Source organism: Mannheimia kashgarensis, from assembly GCF_041807705.1.
GTDB lineage: Bacteria > Pseudomonadota > Gammaproteobacteria > Enterobacterales > Pasteurellaceae > Mannheimia.
This window is the reverse complement of the sequence record NZ_JBGTYY010000006.1, coordinates 18,373-35,053: the sequence shown is the minus strand read 5'-3', so window position 1 is coordinate 35,053 and position 16,681 is coordinate 18,373. Positions and strand designations below refer to the sequence as shown.

The window sequence follows — 16,681 nt, the reverse complement described above, 5'->3', positions numbered from 1 at the left end:
AAATTGTTATCGGTAACATAACGATAAAAACTAAACTTGTAAATAATTCGTTATTTTTTATTTTAAATTTGTGATCTACTTCAAATTTTTCAGAAATAGCAGATGATTTTTCGTTTTAACCTGCTAAATTAAGCTCAAATAAAAGTTACCGATAACATAGGAGTAGACAAATGTCTCAAGGAAAAGCATTTATCTTAATGGGGGTATCTAGCACAGGGAAAACCTCTGTTGGCACGGCTATTGCACAAAAATTAGGTATGAAATTGATTGACGGGGACGATCTCCACCCCCGTGCAAATATCGTCAAAATGGCTGGTGGCACACCGCTAAACGATGACGATCGCCGCCCGTGGTTGGAACGCATTAACGATGCGGCATTTAGCCTTGAACAGAAAAGCGAAAAAGGGATTATTGTCTGCTCGGCATTAAAGAAAAAATACCGTGATCAAATCCGTGAAGGCAATGCCGATGTCAAATTTCTGTTCCTAAACGGCTCATTTGAGCTGGTATTAGAGCGAATGCAACAACGCAAAGGGCATTTTATGAAGCCTGAAATGCTGCAAAGCCAGTTCAACACCCTCGAAATCCCCCAAGCAGACGAGCCTGATGTGATCTTTATTGATATTGACGGCAGTTTTGAAGAGGTGGTGGAAAGATGTGTGGCGGCGGTAGAGCCATTTTTAAGCACATAACTAGATCTTTCTGGCCCCTTTGGGGGAAGTGGGTGAACCGGTCAAGATTTTACAGAAAAATACAAAACGGCATACTTGTACTCCCCCTACCCCGCCTTTGGCGGTACTTCCCCCAAAGGGGGAAGAAAAAGTCTTATTGCGAGCAATTCAATCATAGGGGCAACGCCCCTAAATCTGTCATAACCGATTGCCACAGCGTGGTTGTCGGTTCAAACACTCTCCCCCAAATGGATCTGATACCCCAAATTGATAATCGGGCTTTGTTGCGGTATGCCGTGAATACGGTTGAGTAGTTCTTGGGCGGCGACTCTGCCCATTTGTAGGCGTGGGGTAATCACGCTGGCGAGTTGTGGGGTGAGAGATTGCCCGACATCGTGCCCGTGAAAGCCAGCAATTTTGATCTGCTCAGGCACGTTAATCCCTAAGCGTTGGCATTCAAATAATGCCCCGATGGCTAAGTCGTCATTGGTGCAGAACACACCGTCCAGCTGGGGTTGTTGGGCGAGGGCTTTGCGGAGTTGTTCTGCTCCGAGCGTAAAAGAGGAATGCTCTTCGGTCGTGATATTCAATGGTGTCAAACCGTGTTTTTGCATCGCCTGCTCGTAGCCCTGCATTTTAAGCTGAGAGCGTTTGTCCATTCTCGCCCCGAAATAGGCGATATGATGGCTGCCTCGATTGATCATCGTTTCCACCATCGCTTGTGCTGCAGAAATATTGTCAAATCCGACCGCTTGTTGAATACCTCCTTCGCATTCCATTATCTCAATCACAGGAATGCGAGCCACTTCCAGCATTTTTAGGGTGCGGGCGGAGTGATGATTTTCCGAGAGAATAATTCCGTCAATGTTGTAAGAGAGCAGCGACTCAATCCGCTTTTCTTCCTTTTCTTCGCTATAACCGTAGTGAGCTAGCATTGTCTGATAGCCCGCTTGGTCGGTAATCTGCTCAATGCCTTTAATCACATCAGCAAAAACTTGGTTAGTCAGCGAGGGAACAAGCACGCCAATCGCTCTGCTTTTCGCATTCGAGAGAATATCGGGGGCTCGGTTCGGAATATAACCAAACTGCTCTATCGCTTGAGCAATGCGTTCTCCCGTCTCTTTCGCCACCGTGTTCGGGTCACGCAAAAAGCGGCTGACGGTCATTTTAGTAATGCCGAGATGGGAAGCAATATCTTGCAAAGTAGGGCGTTTGTGTTTGGTCATTGGAATGCGTTGAGTAATAAATCAAATATGGTTCATTATATGCAAAATTTTGCCTAAAAACGACCGCTTGTAACTACTCTTCCCGAAACTCTTTTGGGGTTTTGCCGAATTCTTTTTTAAACACCGCATAGAAATATTGCAATGAAGGATATCCACACACATTGGCAATCTCTTGGGTAGAAATATCGGTAAATTTGAGCATATATCTTGCTCGTGCCAGTTTTTCCTCGTGGATTGCTTGATGAATGGTTTTGTTCATCTCTTCTTTAAAACGCTGTTCGAGGTTGGAGCGAGAAATTTTAAGATGATCCAACACCTGTTCTACTTTGATCCCTTGACAAGCCCGATGGCGAATATAGTGCATCGCCTGAATAACTAACGGATCTTGCAAAGAACGGTAATCGGTCGAACGGCGTTCTTCCACTTTCAACGGAGGAATTAAAATCGGTTTAAATGAAACGGGCAGATCGTTTAATTTGCGATAAAGCAATTTCGCGGCGTGATAGCCAATTTGCGTTGTGCCTTGTGTAACGGAGGAAAGCGACACACGGGAGAGGTATTGAATGAGTTCTTCGTTATCAATCCCAATCACGCAGAGCTGTTCTGGCACGGCAATTTTAAGATGCTCGCAGGTTTGTAGCAGATGTCTGGCCCTCGCATCTGTTACTGCAATAATCCCTGTATGGGGCGGTAAAGTTTGCAACCATTCACCGAGTTTGGTTTGTAGTTCGAGCCAGTTATCGGAATGAGTTTGGTCACCAATGTAACAGTTCGGTTGATGTTCATATTTTTCCATCAACTGAATAAAGGCATTTTGGCGTTCTACCGCCCAATGTTTTTCGGTGTCTGCTGGGTAGCCGTAAAAAGCAAATTGGTTAATGCCTTTCTGCTTTAGGTGTAAAAATGCCGCTTCCACCAACGCATAGTTATCGGTGGCAACATAAGGCACTTTCGGGTAAAAATCAGGGTTTTGATAAGAACCACCCACACCGACAATCGGCACATCAATGCCTTTTAGCAGCTCAACGGTTTCAGGATCGTCAAAATCGGCAATAATGCCATCAATAGAAAGGCTTTCAATGGTATTTTTATGATAGACAAAATCATCTTCAACAAAAATATCCCAAGAGCATTGAGAAGCCTGAATAAACTGCCCAATCCCTCGCATTACGCCACGATCGTAAATTTTATTTGCATTAAAAAGCAGGGCGATTTTGTGATACTGCTCGGTCATTGTTCCCTCCCACATCTCCTTTAAGTAGCACTATAAAATAAAATGATTTTTCGATCAAAGCAGATGAAAAGAAATTGACAAGCGAAGTTTTTAAACTTAATTTAATATATATTTTTTGTATATATTAAGGAGAAGCTATGGCGGTTGCAAAACTTTTTTGGAGCGGAAATTCCCAAGCATTGCGCTTGCCTAAATCTTTTCGCTTTAATGCTGATAAAGTACGCATTGAAAAAGTGGGCAATAAGATGATTATTGAGCCAATTGTGGAAGATTGGGAATGGCTTGATTTATTAGATACAGCCGATCCCACAATGGAAGAAGCTATCTTAGAAGCTCGCCAATCTGAAAATACACAAGAACGAGATTGGAGCTGCTTTGAATGACATTTTTATTAGATACCAACGCAGTCATTGCGATTTTAAACGGTAACAACCAATTTATTACCACAATGAAGCAATATAAACCAAGCGATTTTGCTGTTTCTTCTATTGTGATGTTTGAGCTATTTTATGGAGCTTATAAAAGCCAAAATATAGAGAAAAACTTGGCAAAAATTGCGTTATTACCCTTTGAAGTATTAGTCTTTAATGAACAAGATGCTCAACAAGCGGGTGAAATTCGGGCAAAACTTGCAAAACAAGGTACGCCTATTGGCACTTATGATGTGCAAATTGCAGGACAAGCCATCGCACAAAATCTCACATTAATTACCCATAATGTGAAAGAATTTCAACGTGTACCAAATTTGCGTTACGAAGATTGGCAGAGGTAAAAATCGGGCTAGATACTTAATTATCTAGCCCGATTTTAAAATTTACCACAAATGATGCACACTTGGGCGGATTAAGTGGTTGTAAATCTCTTCTACTTTTTGCATTTCAGCTTCAGTTAATGGTGGGAAGTTATCCACCGCTGCGTTAGTAATTACTTGTAAAACTTTACTTGCTCCCGGAATTACTGTGCTGACGGCTTCATTCATCAATACCCAACGTAGGGCGTGAGGAATTAAATCTTCCGTGCCGAATAGAGTTTTCAGTTCCTCCACTGCTTGTAAGCCGAGCTGATAATCCACACCCGAAAAGGTTTCGCCTTTATCGAAGGCTTCGCCTTGACGGTTAAATGTGCGGTGGTCATCTTTGCCAAATTGGGTGTTGGCGTTGTATCTACCTGTAAGTAAGCCGCTTGCAAGTGGCACTCGGGCGATAATACCCACATCTTTTTGTTGAGCCGTTGGGAAGAGTTGCTCCAATGGTTTGAGGCGGAACATATTGAAGATAACTTCCATTGCCGCAATGTCATACTCCATTGCCAGCAAGCCTTCTTCTACAGTTTCGATACTCACACCGTAGTCAATGAGTTTTCCGCTGGCTTTGAGCTGTTCTAATTTAGCAAAAATCTCATCATTACGATAAACCGACGTTGGCGGACAATGAAGCAAAATCATATCCAGCTTTTCTGTGCCAAGACGGCTTAAGCTGGCATCAACAAATTTTTCGATTGCCTGTGGCGTGTACATTTCAGCGGTATGCGGATTTAACGCACGCCCACACTTGGTAACCACATAGAAAAAGTCTGGGTATTTTTTCAAGATTTCGCCAATCGCTTTCTCGCTTTGCCCGTTGTTATACACATCGGCGGTATCAATAAAATTGATGCCTTACTCATAAGCGGTTTCTAAAATTGCCATCGCCTCTTGATGATTGAACGGATCGCCCCATTTCGTTCCAAGTTGCCAAGTGCCTAACCCAATTTCTGACACCATTTTGTTGGTTTTACCAAATCTGCGTTGTTTCATCGCTGCCTCCCAAGATGTAAGCTATTCACTTCATTAACATAATCGCAAGCGGTCAGATTTGCAGAAAAATTTACAAATTCGACCGCTTGTAACTTCAATACTTAGGCTTTTTTCTTGCTGATGGTATCTACCCAAACCGCAAGGAGTAGAATTGCACCTTTTACGATATATTGCCAGAAAGTTGGAACATCAAGCATACTCATTCCGTTATCGAGTAAAGCGATGATAAATGCCCCGATAACCACACCGTAAATTGTACCGATACCACCTGCTAAACTTGCTCCACCAATTACACAGGCAGCGATTGCATCAAGTTCCGCATTTTGTCCTGCTGATGGAGCACCTGCCCCAAGTCGGGAGCTTAAAATTAAGCCAGCGATCGCGACTAATAATCCGTTTAGAGCAAAAATAGAAAGTTTGACTTTTTCAACTGCAATCCCTGAAAGACGTGCTGCGTCAATGTTGCCACCAATCGCATAAACGTGGCGACCAAAGGCAGTTTTGCGGGCTAAGAATGTGCCTGCAATGGCTAATACAACTAACACTAATACTGGGAATGGCACACCACGATAGTCATTGAGTAAGTAAATCGCCCCTAACACAGTGATTGCGACAATGCCGTATTTGATGGTGTCTTTCGGCATAGACGGCACGGTTAAATTGAGTTTTTGTCTTGCTTTGCGTTGATAACTTCCCCACGCAATAAAGCAAAGAATACCGATTGTGCCTAACATCATACCTACAATATCAGGCAAGTAGCCTTGACCGATAGTCGTCATCTCTTGGCTGATAGGCGAAACGGTTGTGCCGTTTGTAATCCCCACTAAAATACCACGAAATGCTAACATACCTGCAAGGGTTACAATAAAGGACGGCACTTTTTGATAAGCGACCCACCAACCATTCCAAGCACCAATCATCAAACCTAACACAACAGTAACTAGAATAGTTACAGGCAACGGCCAGCCCCACCACACATTACTGATTGCAGCAAATCCGCCAAGTAAACCCATTAGTGAGCCAACAGAGAGGTCAATTTCTGCCGAGATAATCACAAATACCATACCAATGGCGAGAATACCTGTAATGGAAGTTTGGCGTAGTAGGTTAGAAATGTTTCTGGCACTTAAATAAGCACCATCAGTTGCAATAGAGAAAAAGCTCATAATTACGATGATTGCAATCAGCATAATATAAACTTGTAAATTAATGGATTTTAACTTGTTCATAGATTACTCCTTGAGTGCCGCTTCCATCACTTTTTCTTGGGTTAAATTCTGGTTGATGAGATATGCTTTAATTTTTCCTTCGTGCATAACTAATACACGGTCGCTAATCCCTAATACTTCTGGCAATTCGGACGAGATCACAATAATCGCCATTCCTTCTTGGGCTAATTGATTGATGAGTTTATAAATTTCATATTTTGCCCCCACATCAATGCCTCGTGTCGGCTCATCTAAAATTAAGATTTTTGGGTTGAGTAGCAAACATTTTGCCAAAATCGCTTTTTGCTGATTACCACCACTTAACCGCCCAATCGCTAATTCAGGCGAAGATGTTTTTACTTTTAGCTTCGCAATAGACTGGTTGATAATGGTTTCTTCAAGCGGCTCATTAATCACTTTCTTGCCAAAACAAAATTGTGGCAATGAAGAAAGAGTAATGTTTTTACCTACACCCATAATCGGAATAATGCCGTGTTTTTTACGATCTTCCGGCACCATCACAATATGGTTTTCAATCGCTTGTGCACAATTTTTGATTTTAATCGGTTGCTTATGCAGAAAAATATCACCTTGATATTTGCCTTGGTAAGAGCCAAAAATACATTGTGCCATCTCGGTTCGCCCTGAACCGACCAAACCGGCAATACCTAAAATTTCACCTTGGCATAGCACAAAATTAGCATTATCAACCCGTTTGATATGTGTATTGGTTAGATGCCAAGCAGTTAAGTTTTCAACTCGAAGAACTTCTTCGCCAATATTATGTGGCTCGTGTGGGTAGAGCGAGGTAATTTCACGCCCAACCATCATCGTAATAATATCGTCTTCACTCATTCCCTCTGCACTGCGAGTACCGATATGTTCGCCGTCTCGAATGACACAGATTTTGTCGGAAATGGCTTTCACTTCATTCAATTTGTGTGAAATATAAACACAAGTAATATTGTGAGCTTGTAAATCTTTAATTAAACTCAGCAGAATCTCGGTTTCTTTTTCGGTTAACGAGGCGGTAGGCTCGTCTAAAATCAACAACCGTACCTGTTTATTCAATGCTTTGGCAATTTCAACCAACTGTTGTTGCCCTAAGCCTAGCTCTCCAACTTTGGTATTTGGGTCAATATCCAACTGCACTTGTTCAAGTAAGGTTTTGCAACGCAGATACATTTCATTGTCATCTGTAATGCCTGATTTGGTAATTTCATTCCCTAAAAACATATTCTCCAAAATCGACATATTTTTCACTAAGGTCAATTCTTGGTGAATGATGGAAATACCTTTTTCTTCGGTATCTTTAATATTTTTGGCAATTAGTTTTTCGCCGGAAAAATAGATTTCCCCTTCATACTCACCGGCAGGATAAATGCCACACAATACTTTCATTAAGGTTGATTTGCCTGAACCATTTTCACCACATAAAGAAAGTATTTCGCCGGTTTCAAGGGAAATTGAAATATTATTTAATGCCACAACCTCACCGAAGTTTTTAGTGATGTTCTTCATTTCTAATAATTTCGCCATACTTAGTTAGCCCCTTATTTTCAAAAATGGCGAGGAAGCCTCGCCATCTAGAAAAATTAAAGTGATTTATTTATATACTGCATCTTTGGTATGGAAGCCGTCTTTAATTACTGTGTCATCAACATTTTCTTTAGTCACAACAACCGGCTCTAATAAATATGCCGGTACTTCTTTCATACCGTTATTTAATTGAGCATTCGTTTCTACTTTCTCATCTTTACCTAATGCAACAGCAATTTCGGCAGCTTTGTCGGCTAAATTGGTAATTGGTTTATACACTGTCATCGTTTGCGTACCGGCAATAATACGTTTAATTGCGGCTAAATCTGCATCTTGTCCGGAAATTGCAACCTTGCCGGATAACCCTTGAGCACTTAACGCTTGAATTGCACCGCCTGCGGTTGCATCGTTTGAAGCTACAACTGCATCAATATTATTTTTATTAGCAGTCAGTGCATTTTCCATAATCTGTAATGCTTTTTCAGCAAGCCAAGAATCTACCCATTGATCGCCTACCACTTTAATTTTTCCACTGTCAATTAACGGTTGTAGCACCTTCATTTGACCTTTACGGAACAGCTTCGCGTTATTATCTACAGGTGAACCACCCATTAGGAAATAATTCCCCTCCGGCTTTTTCTCAATAATACTTTTAGCCTGCAGTTCACCTACTTTTTCATTATCGAATGAAACATAGAAATCAATATCTGCATTGTTAATTAAGCGGTCATAAGCAAGTACTTTAACGCCATCTTTTTTTGCCTCAGCAATCACATTGGATAACACTTCACCGTTAAACGGAATAATCACTAACACATCAATATCTTTGTTTAACATATTCTCAATTTGAGAAATTTGAGCGGTTGCATCGCCATTTGCGGATTGAACGAAGACTTTTGCCCCTAAGCTTTCCGCTTTATTCACAAAAATGTCTCGGTCTTTTTGCCAACGCTCTAAGCGTAAATCATCAATTGACATACCGATTTTTAGATCTTTAGCAACAGAAGCATTGCTGAATGCCATTAAAGTCGCCGCAGCAACGGCTAATAATTTAGACTTAAGTTTCATAGTTCACCTCATTGGTTATGAAAATGTGTGAGCATCTGTTTCGCCCGTAAGCAGTCTGGGCTGATTTCAAATGAAGTTCAATTATCATATTTATTAATATCATTATGATTTTTCACTTTTGTGATCTACGCCACATTAACCAATAATCTAAATCAAAAAACGAAATATCGTAATTGAAGGTTTTGCGTAATTTTCCGATGATGTCGCCGAAAGATTATTTTCCAATTCAGAGGAGCATTATTATGTCTAACTATTTTGACAAAATCTCGAAAGTCCAATTTGAAGGAGCAAACTCAACCAATCCGTTTGCATTCAAACATTACAACCCAAATGAAGTAATTTTAGGAAAAACAATGGCAGAACATCTGCGTTTAGCGGTTTGCTATTGGCACACATTCTGCTGGACAGGTAATGATATGTTTGGTGTGGGTTCACTTGACAGAAGCTGGCAAAAAACAGGCGATTTATTGCAAGGTGCGAAGCAAAAAGCGGAAATTGCCTTTGAATTTTTCCAAAAATTAGGCATTCCTTACTACTGTTTCCACGATGTGGATATTGCCCCAGAAGGCAATAACTTCAAAGAATATCAACACAATTTCAACACTATTGTGGATATTTTAGAGCAAAAACAAGCTGAAACAGGCGTGAAATTATTATGGGGTACGGCGAACTGCTTTACCAATCCTCGCTATATGTCGGGTGCTTCAACCAATCCGAATCCGGAAGTCTTTGCATGGGCGGCAGCACAAGTCTTTACCGCAATGAACGCAACCAAACGCTTAGGCGGCGAAAATTATGTATTATGGGGCGGACGTGAAGGTTATGAAACCCTACTCAACACTGACTTAAAACGTGAGCGTGAACAAATCGGTCGCTTTATGCAGTTAGTGGTGGAACATAAACACAAAATCGGTTTTAACGGCACTTTATTAATTGAGCCAAAACCACAAGAACCAACCAAACATCAATATGACTACGATGTTGCCACCGTTTACGGTTTCTTAAAACAGTTTGGTCTAGAAAAAGAGATCAAAGTAAACATTGAAGCCAACCACGCCACCCTTGCAGGACACACTTTCCAACACGAAATCGCCACTGCAACAGCGTTAGATATTTTCGGCTCAATTGATGCAAACCGTGGCGATCCACAATTAGGCTGGGATACCGACCAATTCCCGAACAGCGTGGAAGAAAACACCCTTGTGATGTATGAAATCTTAAAAGCAGGCGGTTTCACTACAGGTGGCTTCAACTTTGATGCAAAAATCCGCCGCCAAAGTACCGACCCTTATGATCTATTCCACGCACACATTGGATCGATTGATGTGTTAGCCCTTTCACTCAAACGTGCAGCGAAAATGATTGAAGATCAAGCATTACAAAAAGTGGTGGATAATCGCTACGCAGGCTGGGATAAAGATTTAGGTCAGCAAATTCTAAACGGCAAAGCAAGTTTAGAAGATTTGGCGAAAATCGTGGAAAACCAAGCGTTAGATCCGAAACCTGTTTCAGGTCAGCAAGAATACTTGGAAAACTTGGTAAATAGCTATATTTATCGTTAATCTACAAGCGGTTGTTTTTTATCAATTTTTTGCAAAGTTAAGCTCGATCTGATCCCCCTCTTTAGCAAAGAGGGGTGATAGATCTCCAAAACTTAAAATTGCAAATGTTCCGAATAAAATGACCGCTTGTATTCAATAACAAAGGAATATTTATGTACATTGGAATCGATCTCGGCACATCGGGTGTGAAAGTCGTGTTACTCGATGAAAATCAACACATTATTGCCATTACCCAAAAATCACTCCCGATTTCTCGCCCGAAGCCATTGTGGTCTGAACAAAATCCGCAAGATTGGTGGAATGCCACCAATGAAGCAATGCTTGAATTAGCTCATCAACAAGATTTAAGCGGTGTAAAAGCCATTGGCTTAACAGGGCAAATGCACGGAGCAACCTTGTTAAACAATGCGGACAATGTGCTTTCCCCTGCCATTTTATGGAACGATGGTCGCAGTTTTGCGGAATGTGAAGAGTTAGAACAACTTGTGCCAAACAGCCGTGAAATTACAGGTAATCTGATGATGCCGGGCTTTACCGCTCCGAAATTGCGTTGGGTTGATAAGCACCAGCCAGACATTGCCGAAAAAGTCAGCAAAGTATTGTTGCCAAAAGATTATCTCCGCTTAGTAATGAGTGGTGAATACGCCTCCGATATGTCTGATGCCTCTGGCACAATGTGGCTTGATGTAGGTAAACGAGATTGGAACAAATCGCTACTGAACGCTTGCGGATTAGATATTGAAAATATGCCTAAATTATTTGAAGGTAATCAAATCACAAGCTATTTACGCCCAACCCTTGCCGAGCAATGGAAAATGAAATCCGTGCCGATTGTAGCAGGCGGTGGCGATAATGCCGCTGGGGCAATCGGTATTGGCTTATACCAAACAGGGCAAGCAATGCTCTCGCTCGGCACATCAGGCGTTTATTTTGTCGTGAGCGATAAATTCCACGCAAATCCGCAAAAGGCAGTGCATAGTTTCTGCCACGCTTTACCCGATAGATGGCATTTGATGTCGGTGATTTTAAGTGCGGCTTCTTCGGTGGATTGGGCAGTAAAATCGCTAGGTGTTAAAGATGTGCCAACCTTGTTCCAACAAGTTGAGGAGAATCAAACTGCCTCTGATGCAATTTTCTTACCTTATTTATCAGGCGAGCGCACACCACATAATGACCCATACGCCAAAGGCGTATTCTGGGGCTTAAGCCATAACGACAACCAAGCCACAATGGCAAAAGCGGTGATTGAGGGCGTAAGTTTCGCCTTAGCTGAAGGTATTGATGTGTTACACGAAACAGGCGTAAAAGCGGAAAACATAGCCCTCATCGGTGGTGGGGCAAAAAGTGCCTACTGGCGACAACTGCTTGCCGATATTAGCGGCAAAACCTTTGAATACCGCACAGGTGGCGATGTTGGCCCGGCATTAGGGGCTGCGAAACTGGCTCAAATTGCGTTAAATCCAAATCAGGATATCGCCACGTTCTGCCAGCCGTTGCCGTTAGAACAGGTTTATCAACCAAACCCTGTACGCTATGCCGAATATCAAGAAAAACGCCAGAAATTTGCTGAAATTTATCAGCGGTTGAAAGGGTTATAATTTATCTTTCTAATCATCACAAGCGGTCATTTTTTGCTAGAAATTTGCAAATTTTTAGCAAAAAATGACCGCTTGTATCACGCCTTTGAAAACAAATTAATTACCAACACACCAGCTAAAATCAACGTAATGCCAATCAAACCTGCCAAGTCGATTTTCTGTCCAAATGCAAAATAAGCCACAATGGCGGTAAGCACAATGCCTACGCCAGACCAAACCGCATACACAATACCGACAGGGAGCGTGCGGAAAATAATCGAGAGAAAGTAAAATGATAAACCATACAGAGCGAGTGAGCTGATGGTTGGTACGGCTTTGGTAAATCCGTTACTTAATTTTAATAAGTTGGTGGCGGCAATTTCCAAACAAATTGAAATCGCTAATAAAATCCAAACGTTCATTGAGTTCCTTGTAAGTGGTATTTGTAGCTATTACTACATTTTTTGCTACAATCACTTTAATCAAATTAGGAGGAAAAAATGGCACAGGTTTATATTGTACACGGTTATACGGCAAATGCCGATAAACATTGGTTTCCTTGGCTAGAGCAAGAGCTTGAAAAATGTGGCGTAAGTTGCGAGCGGCTGAATATGCCAAATTCGGAAAATCCATCATTAGACGGCTGGTTAAATCATCTTGCACAAAATGTGGAACTTACTGATCAAACCATTTTTGTGGGGCATAGTTTAGGCTGTATCGCTATTTTGAATTTTTTAGCGAAAAATTTCGCCAAAATTAAAGGAGCGGTGTTTGTGTCAGGCTTCTATCAACCTGTCGAGAATTTACCCGAACTTTCTGCCTTTACAAATTATTATGCGATTTTGCCGAGCGTATCGCATTTTCCAAGCTATGTGGTCAGCACGTTAGACGATAAAGTGGTAAACCATAAATATAGCGATGCTCTCGCTCAACATTTGCAAGCGGACTACATTCGCCTTAATCAAGGCGGGCATTTCTTAGATAGAGAAGGGGTAACGGAATTGCCTGTGGTGTTGGAGTTGGTGAAGAAATTGGTTTAGTCAAAATCTGTTTAATGGTAATCTGTATAGAATTGTTGGGACGAATGTGATTCGCCCCTACGTTTTGTAATTACAGCTTAATAAACCCATCATAAATATGGGTTGCATCGCCAGTCATATAAAGTGGGTGTCCGATGCCTTGCCATTCAATAATCAGCGAACCGCCGGGTAAATCAACCTGTACTTTATTATCGAGCAGACCTTGCATAATCCCCACCGCTACTGTGCCACACGCACCACTGCCGCAGGCTTGGGTTTCCCCTGCTCCACGCTCATACACACGCAGTTTAACGTGATTGCGATCAACCACTTGCATAAAGCTAATGTTCGCTCGTTCAGGGAAACGCTCGTGGCTTTCAAGCAGAGGCCCGAGTTCATTCACAGGAGCGTTTTTTACATCATCAACTTGTAACACACAGTGCGGATTACCCATTGAAACCACACCGCATAATACGGTTTGTAAATCAGTTCTCAGAATGTAATTTTTCTCAAACTTATTCGCTGTAAATGGGATTTGTACAGGTTCCCAAATTGGCTCTCCCATATTCACTCGCACTTTGCCGTCCTCTTGCAAACTTAACACCATTTTTCCTTTGGCGGTACTAACGTGAATATCTTTTTTATTAGTAAGCCCTTTGAGCGTAACAAAGCGAGCAAAACATCTCGCTCCATTGCCACATTGTGAAACCTCACTGCCGTCTGCATTAAAAATGCGGTAGTGGAAATCTAAGTCAGGATCGTAAGGCGGCTCAACCAATAAAAGTTGGTCAAAACCAATACCACGATGACGGTCAGAAAGTGTGCGAATCATCTCCTTCGTTAAATAAACATTTTGAGTTACACCGTCTACTACCATAAAATCGTTGCCCAATCCGTGCATTTTTGAGAATTGCATATTTTTTCCTAATTATCGAACCATTTATTGATTTAGATTATAGAGATTAAAAATAGTTATTGATATAGTAAATCTCAATGAATTTGAGGAATTTAATTTCTTCAAAAATGTATTTTTACAATCTTACTAGGAGCAAAATTATGTCTGCTATGTTTTTTATCCAATTTGCCATAGTGTTACTATGTATCTTGGTCGGTGCCCGTGTTGGTGGTATCGGTTTAGGGGTATTTGGTGGTTTAGGTTTAGCTATTTTGTCATTTGGCTTTGGCTTAAAACCGGCAGGATTACCTATTGATGTAATGTTTATGATTATGGCTGTCGTTGCAGCTGCCGCCGCAATGCAAGCCGCTGGTGGTTTGGATTATATGATCAAAATCGCAACTCGCATTTTGCGTAAAAATCCAAAACACATTACCTTTATTGCACCACTTGTAACTTGGACATTTACCGTGCTGGCAGGTACAGGGCACGTTGCGTATTCTGTATTGCCTGTAATTGCAGAGGTAAGCCGTCATAACGGTATTCGCCCTGAGCGTCCGCTCTCAATGGCGGTAATTGCTTCACAATTTGCTATTGTAGCAAGCCCGATTGCCGCAGCGGTGGTTGCGGTAGTTGCATTCCTTGAGCCACAAGGCATTCATTTAGGCGATGTATTAAGTGTAACCATTCCTTCAACATTATTAGGTTTAGGTTTAGCTTGCGTATTCGTAAACAAAATGGGCAAAGAGTTAAAAGATGACCCGAATTACCAACGTTTATTACAAGATCCTGAATATGTGAAAGCCAATAATGCGGTTACCAATCCAACTGAATTACCGTTAAAACCAACTGCAAAATTATCCGTTGGCTTATTCCTATTCGGTGCATTGTTAGTAGTATTAATGGGTGCAATGCCGGCACTTCGCCCTGTGTTTGATGGTAAACCAATGGGTATGGCTCACACCATTGAAATCGTAATGTTAAGCGTAGGTGCATTAATTATTTTACTTTGCAAACCAGATAGCAATGAAATTACCAAAGGCTCAGTTTTCCACGCTGGTATGCGTGCAGTAATTGCAATCTTCGGTATTGCGTGGTTAGGTGATACACTAATGCAAGGTCATATGGATGAAGTGAAATCAATGGTATCAGGCTTAGTTGAAACTGCACCTTGGGCGTTCGCTTTCGCATTATTCGTGCTTTCTATATTGGTAAACAGTCAAGGTGCAACCGTTGCTACACTATTCCCTGTGGCGATTGCTATCGGTATCCCAGCACCTGTTCTAATCGGGGTGTTTGTGGCGGTAAACGGTTACTTCTTCATTCCAAACTACGGTCCGATTATTGCTTCAATCGACTTTGATACAACAGGCACAACTCGCATTGGTAAATATATTTTCAACCATAGCTTTATGTTGCCAGGTTTACTCAGTATGATTTTCAGCATTGGATTTGGTTTATTACTCTCAAATATCCTGCTTTAAGTTCAATAAAGCCTCCCAAATGGGAGGTTTTTATTTGCAAAATTTCTAAGAAAAATAACCGCTTGTAATGTAGCGAACAATGAGAATACCTAGCAATGTAAGTAAAATTCCGCCGACTAAATGTAAACTTAGCACTATCCCAAATTGCGATAATTTACCTGCCAGCAATTTTTCGCTCAGCTCAAGCGAAAAGCTCGAAAAGGTGGTGAAACTACCAAGAAAGCCTGTGATAAAAAGCAATCTTTGGCTATCGTCTAAATTAAAGCCCATCGCAATGCCAATCAGAAAGCAACCTATCCAATTCGCTAATAATGTGCCTAATGCAAACTGATTCAGTAATGGATTAAGCCACACCCCTAATTGCCAGCGAGACAATGCCCCAAGTACTGCACCAAGTGAAAGTATAAAAACCGAGTACATATTTTGTCCTAAAAAATAGTTTATAAAATTATACCTAGAAATAGTTGATTTAAAAAAATAATGTGATGGATTTCACAAATTTAACATTTCCTATTTGCTTAAAAAATGGCGTTTTGGCAATATCAGCTCGAAAATATTTTCATTTTCAAACATTTTTCATTGGTTTTCAATCATTTCTTCTTAAGGGGAACGTTATGGACAGAACCTTACGCAATGCTTGTATCGGTGAATTTATCGGTACAGCTTTCATTCTTTTCTTTGGTGCAGGCTGTGTAGCTGCGGCACAAGTGGCTGGAGCTAGTTTTGGTTTATGGGAAATTGCGATTGTTTGGGGGCTTGGTGTTTCAATGGCAATTTATATTTCTGCCGGTATTTCTGGCGCACACTTGAACCCCGCTGTAACGATTGCTCTTGCTACATTTTACGGTTTTGAAAAACACAAAATTTTACCTTACATCATCGCTCAAGTAGCAGGGGCTTTCTGCTCAGTTGCACTTATCTACTTTATGTATAGCGATCTCTTTATTGCAACCGAAGCCGCTCAAAGTCTGGTTCGAGGAGAAACAGTTGGTCTTGCAGGCGTATTCTCAACTTATCCAAATCCAAGTATCACGTTAGTTACTGCCTTTATTGTTGAATTTGTGATTACAGCCGTGTTGATGTCCACCATTTTAGCCATTGGTGATGATAAAAACGGCTTGCCGAATAAAGCCTTAGCGGCATTACTCGTCGGTTTATTGATTGCGGTAATTGGTGGGGCAACAGGCCCATTAACCGGCTTTGCGATGAACCCTGCCCGTGATTTCGGCCCGAAACTCTTTGCTTTCCTTGCCGGTTGGGGTGAAGTTGCACTCACAGGTGGTAAAGAAATCCCTTATTTCATTATTCCAATTGTTGCTCCAATCTGCGGTGCGTTATTCGGTGCTTGGGGCTATAAAAATCTTATTCATAAAAATCTTCCAGCAAATAATCAGGAGTAATCT

General features: G+C 41.4%; 18 protein-coding genes. 8 read left to right on the top strand and 10 right to left on the bottom strand.

The window, feature by feature from the left end; all coding sequences use genetic code 11:
- Positions 1–170 precede the first annotated feature (170 nt).
- The gene (locus ACERCF_RS04400) at positions 171–692 is read left to right on the top strand and encodes a gluconokinase (RefSeq protein ID WP_373624744.1); all 522 of its coding nucleotides are present in this window, start codon (positions 171–173) and stop codon (positions 690–692) included.
- A gap of 209 nt (positions 693–901) precedes the next feature.
- Here ACERCF_RS04400 and gntR read toward each other — a convergent pair whose 3' ends face one another.
- Together gntR and ACERCF_RS04390 are read right to left on the bottom strand one after the other, a co-directional pair.
- Entirely contained in the window at positions 902–1,897 is a 996-nt protein-coding gene (gntR, locus tag ACERCF_RS04395; protein WP_373624743.1) for a gluconate operon transcriptional repressor GntR, read from the bottom strand.
- A gap of 73 nt (positions 1,898–1,970) precedes the next feature.
- The gene (locus tag ACERCF_RS04390) at positions 1,971–3,131 is read right to left on the bottom strand and encodes a XylR family transcriptional regulator (protein WP_373624742.1); all 1,161 of its coding nucleotides are present in this window, start codon (positions 3,129–3,131) and stop codon (positions 1,971–1,973) included.
- A gap of 137 nt (positions 3,132–3,268) precedes the next feature.
- Here ACERCF_RS04390 and ACERCF_RS04385 point away from each other — a divergent pair, with 137 nt between their 5' ends.
- On the top strand, positions 3,269–3,514 hold the full coding sequence (locus ACERCF_RS04385; protein WP_373624741.1) for an antitoxin: 246 nt from the start codon (positions 3,269–3,271) through the stop codon (positions 3,512–3,514).
- Entirely contained in the window at positions 3,511–3,903 is a 393-nt protein-coding gene (locus ACERCF_RS04380) for a type II toxin-antitoxin system VapC family toxin (protein WP_373610122.1), read from the top strand. The genes ACERCF_RS04385 and ACERCF_RS04380 overlap by 4 nt, the downstream gene beginning before the upstream one ends.
- 42 nt (positions 3,904–3,945) lie before the next feature.
- Here ACERCF_RS04380 and ACERCF_RS04375 read toward each other — a convergent pair whose 3' ends face one another.
- From ACERCF_RS04375 to xylF, 5 genes are all read right to left on the bottom strand, one after another.
- Positions 3,946–4,776: an aldo/keto reductase gene (locus ACERCF_RS04375; protein WP_373624786.1), complete on the bottom strand. Its 831-nt coding sequence runs from the start codon at positions 4,774–4,776 to the stop codon at positions 3,946–3,948.
- 12 nt (positions 4,777–4,788) lie between these two features.
- Positions 4,789–4,926, bottom strand: coding sequence for a hypothetical protein (locus tag ACERCF_RS04370; protein ID WP_373624740.1), 138 nt, complete (start codon positions 4,924–4,926; stop codon positions 4,789–4,791).
- Positions 4,927–5,027: 101 nt separating this feature from the next.
- Positions 5,028–6,155, bottom strand: a complete 1,128-nt coding sequence (locus ACERCF_RS04365) for a sugar ABC transporter permease (protein WP_373610124.1) — start codon at positions 6,153–6,155, stop codon at positions 5,028–5,030.
- Between the two features lie 3 nt (positions 6,156–6,158).
- A complete protein-coding gene (gene xylG, locus ACERCF_RS04360; RefSeq protein WP_373624739.1) occupies positions 6,159–7,673 on the bottom strand; it encodes a D-xylose ABC transporter ATP-binding protein in 1,515 nt (504 codons plus the stop codon).
- A 66-nt stretch (positions 7,674–7,739) separates the two neighbouring features.
- Entirely contained in the window at positions 7,740–8,741 is a 1,002-nt protein-coding gene (gene xylF / locus ACERCF_RS04355; RefSeq protein WP_373624737.1) for a D-xylose ABC transporter substrate-binding protein, read from the bottom strand.
- 242 nt (positions 8,742–8,983) lie between these two features.
- On the opposite strand from xylF, the gene xylA reads away from it, so the two are divergent.
- On the top strand, positions 8,984–10,303 hold the full coding sequence (xylA, locus tag ACERCF_RS04350; RefSeq protein WP_373624736.1) for a xylose isomerase: 1,320 nt from the start codon (positions 8,984–8,986) through the stop codon (positions 10,301–10,303).
- Between the two features lie 152 nt (positions 10,304–10,455).
- Positions 10,456–11,901 (top strand): xylulokinase, encoded by a 1,446-nt coding sequence (xylB, locus tag ACERCF_RS04345; RefSeq protein WP_373624735.1) that lies wholly within the window; start codon positions 10,456–10,458, stop codon positions 11,899–11,901.
- Positions 11,902–11,978: 77 nt separating this feature from the next.
- Here the strand turns inward: xylB and ACERCF_RS04340 are convergent, their stop codons facing one another.
- On the bottom strand, positions 11,979–12,302 hold the full coding sequence (locus tag ACERCF_RS04340; RefSeq protein WP_373624733.1) for a DMT family transporter: 324 nt from the start codon (positions 12,300–12,302) through the stop codon (positions 11,979–11,981).
- 78 nt (positions 12,303–12,380) lie between these two features.
- Between ACERCF_RS04340 and ACERCF_RS04335 the strand changes: the two genes are divergently transcribed.
- On the top strand, positions 12,381–12,920 hold the full coding sequence (locus tag ACERCF_RS04335) for an RBBP9/YdeN family alpha/beta hydrolase (protein WP_373624732.1): 540 nt from the start codon (positions 12,381–12,383) through the stop codon (positions 12,918–12,920).
- Between the two features lie 70 nt (positions 12,921–12,990).
- Here the strand turns inward: ACERCF_RS04335 and dapF are convergent, their stop codons facing one another.
- Positions 12,991–13,815, bottom strand: a complete 825-nt coding sequence (gene dapF / locus ACERCF_RS04330; RefSeq protein ID WP_373624731.1) for a diaminopimelate epimerase — start codon at positions 13,813–13,815, stop codon at positions 12,991–12,993.
- 140 nt (positions 13,816–13,955) lie between these two features.
- On the opposite strand from dapF, the gene ACERCF_RS04325 reads away from it, so the two are divergent.
- The gene (locus ACERCF_RS04325; protein WP_373624730.1) at positions 13,956–15,278 is read left to right on the top strand and encodes an anaerobic C4-dicarboxylate transporter; all 1,323 of its coding nucleotides are present in this window, start codon (positions 13,956–13,958) and stop codon (positions 15,276–15,278) included.
- Positions 15,279–15,323: 45 nt separating this feature from the next.
- Here the strand turns inward: ACERCF_RS04325 and ACERCF_RS04320 are convergent, their stop codons facing one another.
- Entirely contained in the window at positions 15,324–15,698 is a 375-nt protein-coding gene (locus ACERCF_RS04320) for a CrcB family protein (protein ID WP_373624729.1), read from the bottom strand.
- Positions 15,699–15,892: 194 nt separating this feature from the next.
- Between ACERCF_RS04320 and ACERCF_RS04315 the strand changes: the two genes are divergently transcribed.
- Positions 15,893–16,678 carry an MIP/aquaporin family protein gene (locus ACERCF_RS04315; RefSeq protein ID WP_373624728.1) on the top strand — a complete coding sequence of 262 codons (786 nt, stop codon included), beginning with the start codon at positions 15,893–15,895 and terminating at the stop codon, positions 16,676–16,678.
- Positions 16,679–16,681: the final 3 nt, after the last annotated feature.

Coding starts and splice junctions, on each gene's coding strand:
- ACERCF_RS04400 (WP_373624744.1), top strand. CDS start 171: ATGTCTCAAGGAAAAGCATTTATCTTAATGGGGGTATCTAGCACAGGG.
- gntR (WP_373624743.1), bottom strand. CDS start 1,897: ATGACCAAACACAAACGCCCTACTTTGCAAGATATTGCTTCCCATCTC.
- ACERCF_RS04390 (WP_373624742.1), bottom strand. CDS start 3,131: ATGACCGAGCAGTATCACAAAATCGCCCTGCTTTTTAATGCAAATAAA.
- ACERCF_RS04385 (WP_373624741.1), top strand. CDS start 3,269: ATGGCGGTTGCAAAACTTTTTTGGAGCGGAAATTCCCAAGCATTGCGC.
- ACERCF_RS04380 (WP_373610122.1), top strand. CDS start 3,511: ATGACATTTTTATTAGATACCAACGCAGTCATTGCGATTTTAAACGGT.
- ACERCF_RS04370 (WP_373624740.1), bottom strand. CDS start 4,926: ATGAAACAACGCAGATTTGGTAAAACCAACAAAATGGTGTCAGAAATT.
- ACERCF_RS04365 (WP_373610124.1), bottom strand. CDS start 6,155: ATGAACAAGTTAAAATCCATTAATTTACAAGTTTATATTATGCTGATT.
- xylG (WP_373624739.1), bottom strand. CDS start 7,673: ATGGCGAAATTATTAGAAATGAAGAACATCACTAAAAACTTCGGTGAG.
- xylF (WP_373624737.1), bottom strand. CDS start 8,741: ATGAAACTTAAGTCTAAATTATTAGCCGTTGCTGCGGCGACTTTAATG.
- xylA (WP_373624736.1), top strand. CDS start 8,984: ATGTCTAACTATTTTGACAAAATCTCGAAAGTCCAATTTGAAGGAGCA.
- xylB (WP_373624735.1), top strand. CDS start 10,456: ATGTACATTGGAATCGATCTCGGCACATCGGGTGTGAAAGTCGTGTTA.
- ACERCF_RS04340 (WP_373624733.1), bottom strand. CDS start 12,302: ATGAACGTTTGGATTTTATTAGCGATTTCAATTTGTTTGGAAATTGCC.
- ACERCF_RS04335 (WP_373624732.1), top strand. CDS start 12,381: ATGGCACAGGTTTATATTGTACACGGTTATACGGCAAATGCCGATAAA.
- dapF (WP_373624731.1), bottom strand. CDS start 13,815: ATGCAATTCTCAAAAATGCACGGATTGGGCAACGATTTTATGGTAGTA.
- ACERCF_RS04325 (WP_373624730.1), top strand. CDS start 13,956: ATGTCTGCTATGTTTTTTATCCAATTTGCCATAGTGTTACTATGTATC.
- ACERCF_RS04320 (WP_373624729.1), bottom strand. CDS start 15,698: ATGTACTCGGTTTTTATACTTTCACTTGGTGCAGTACTTGGGGCATTG.
- ACERCF_RS04315 (WP_373624728.1), top strand. CDS start 15,893: ATGGACAGAACCTTACGCAATGCTTGTATCGGTGAATTTATCGGTACA.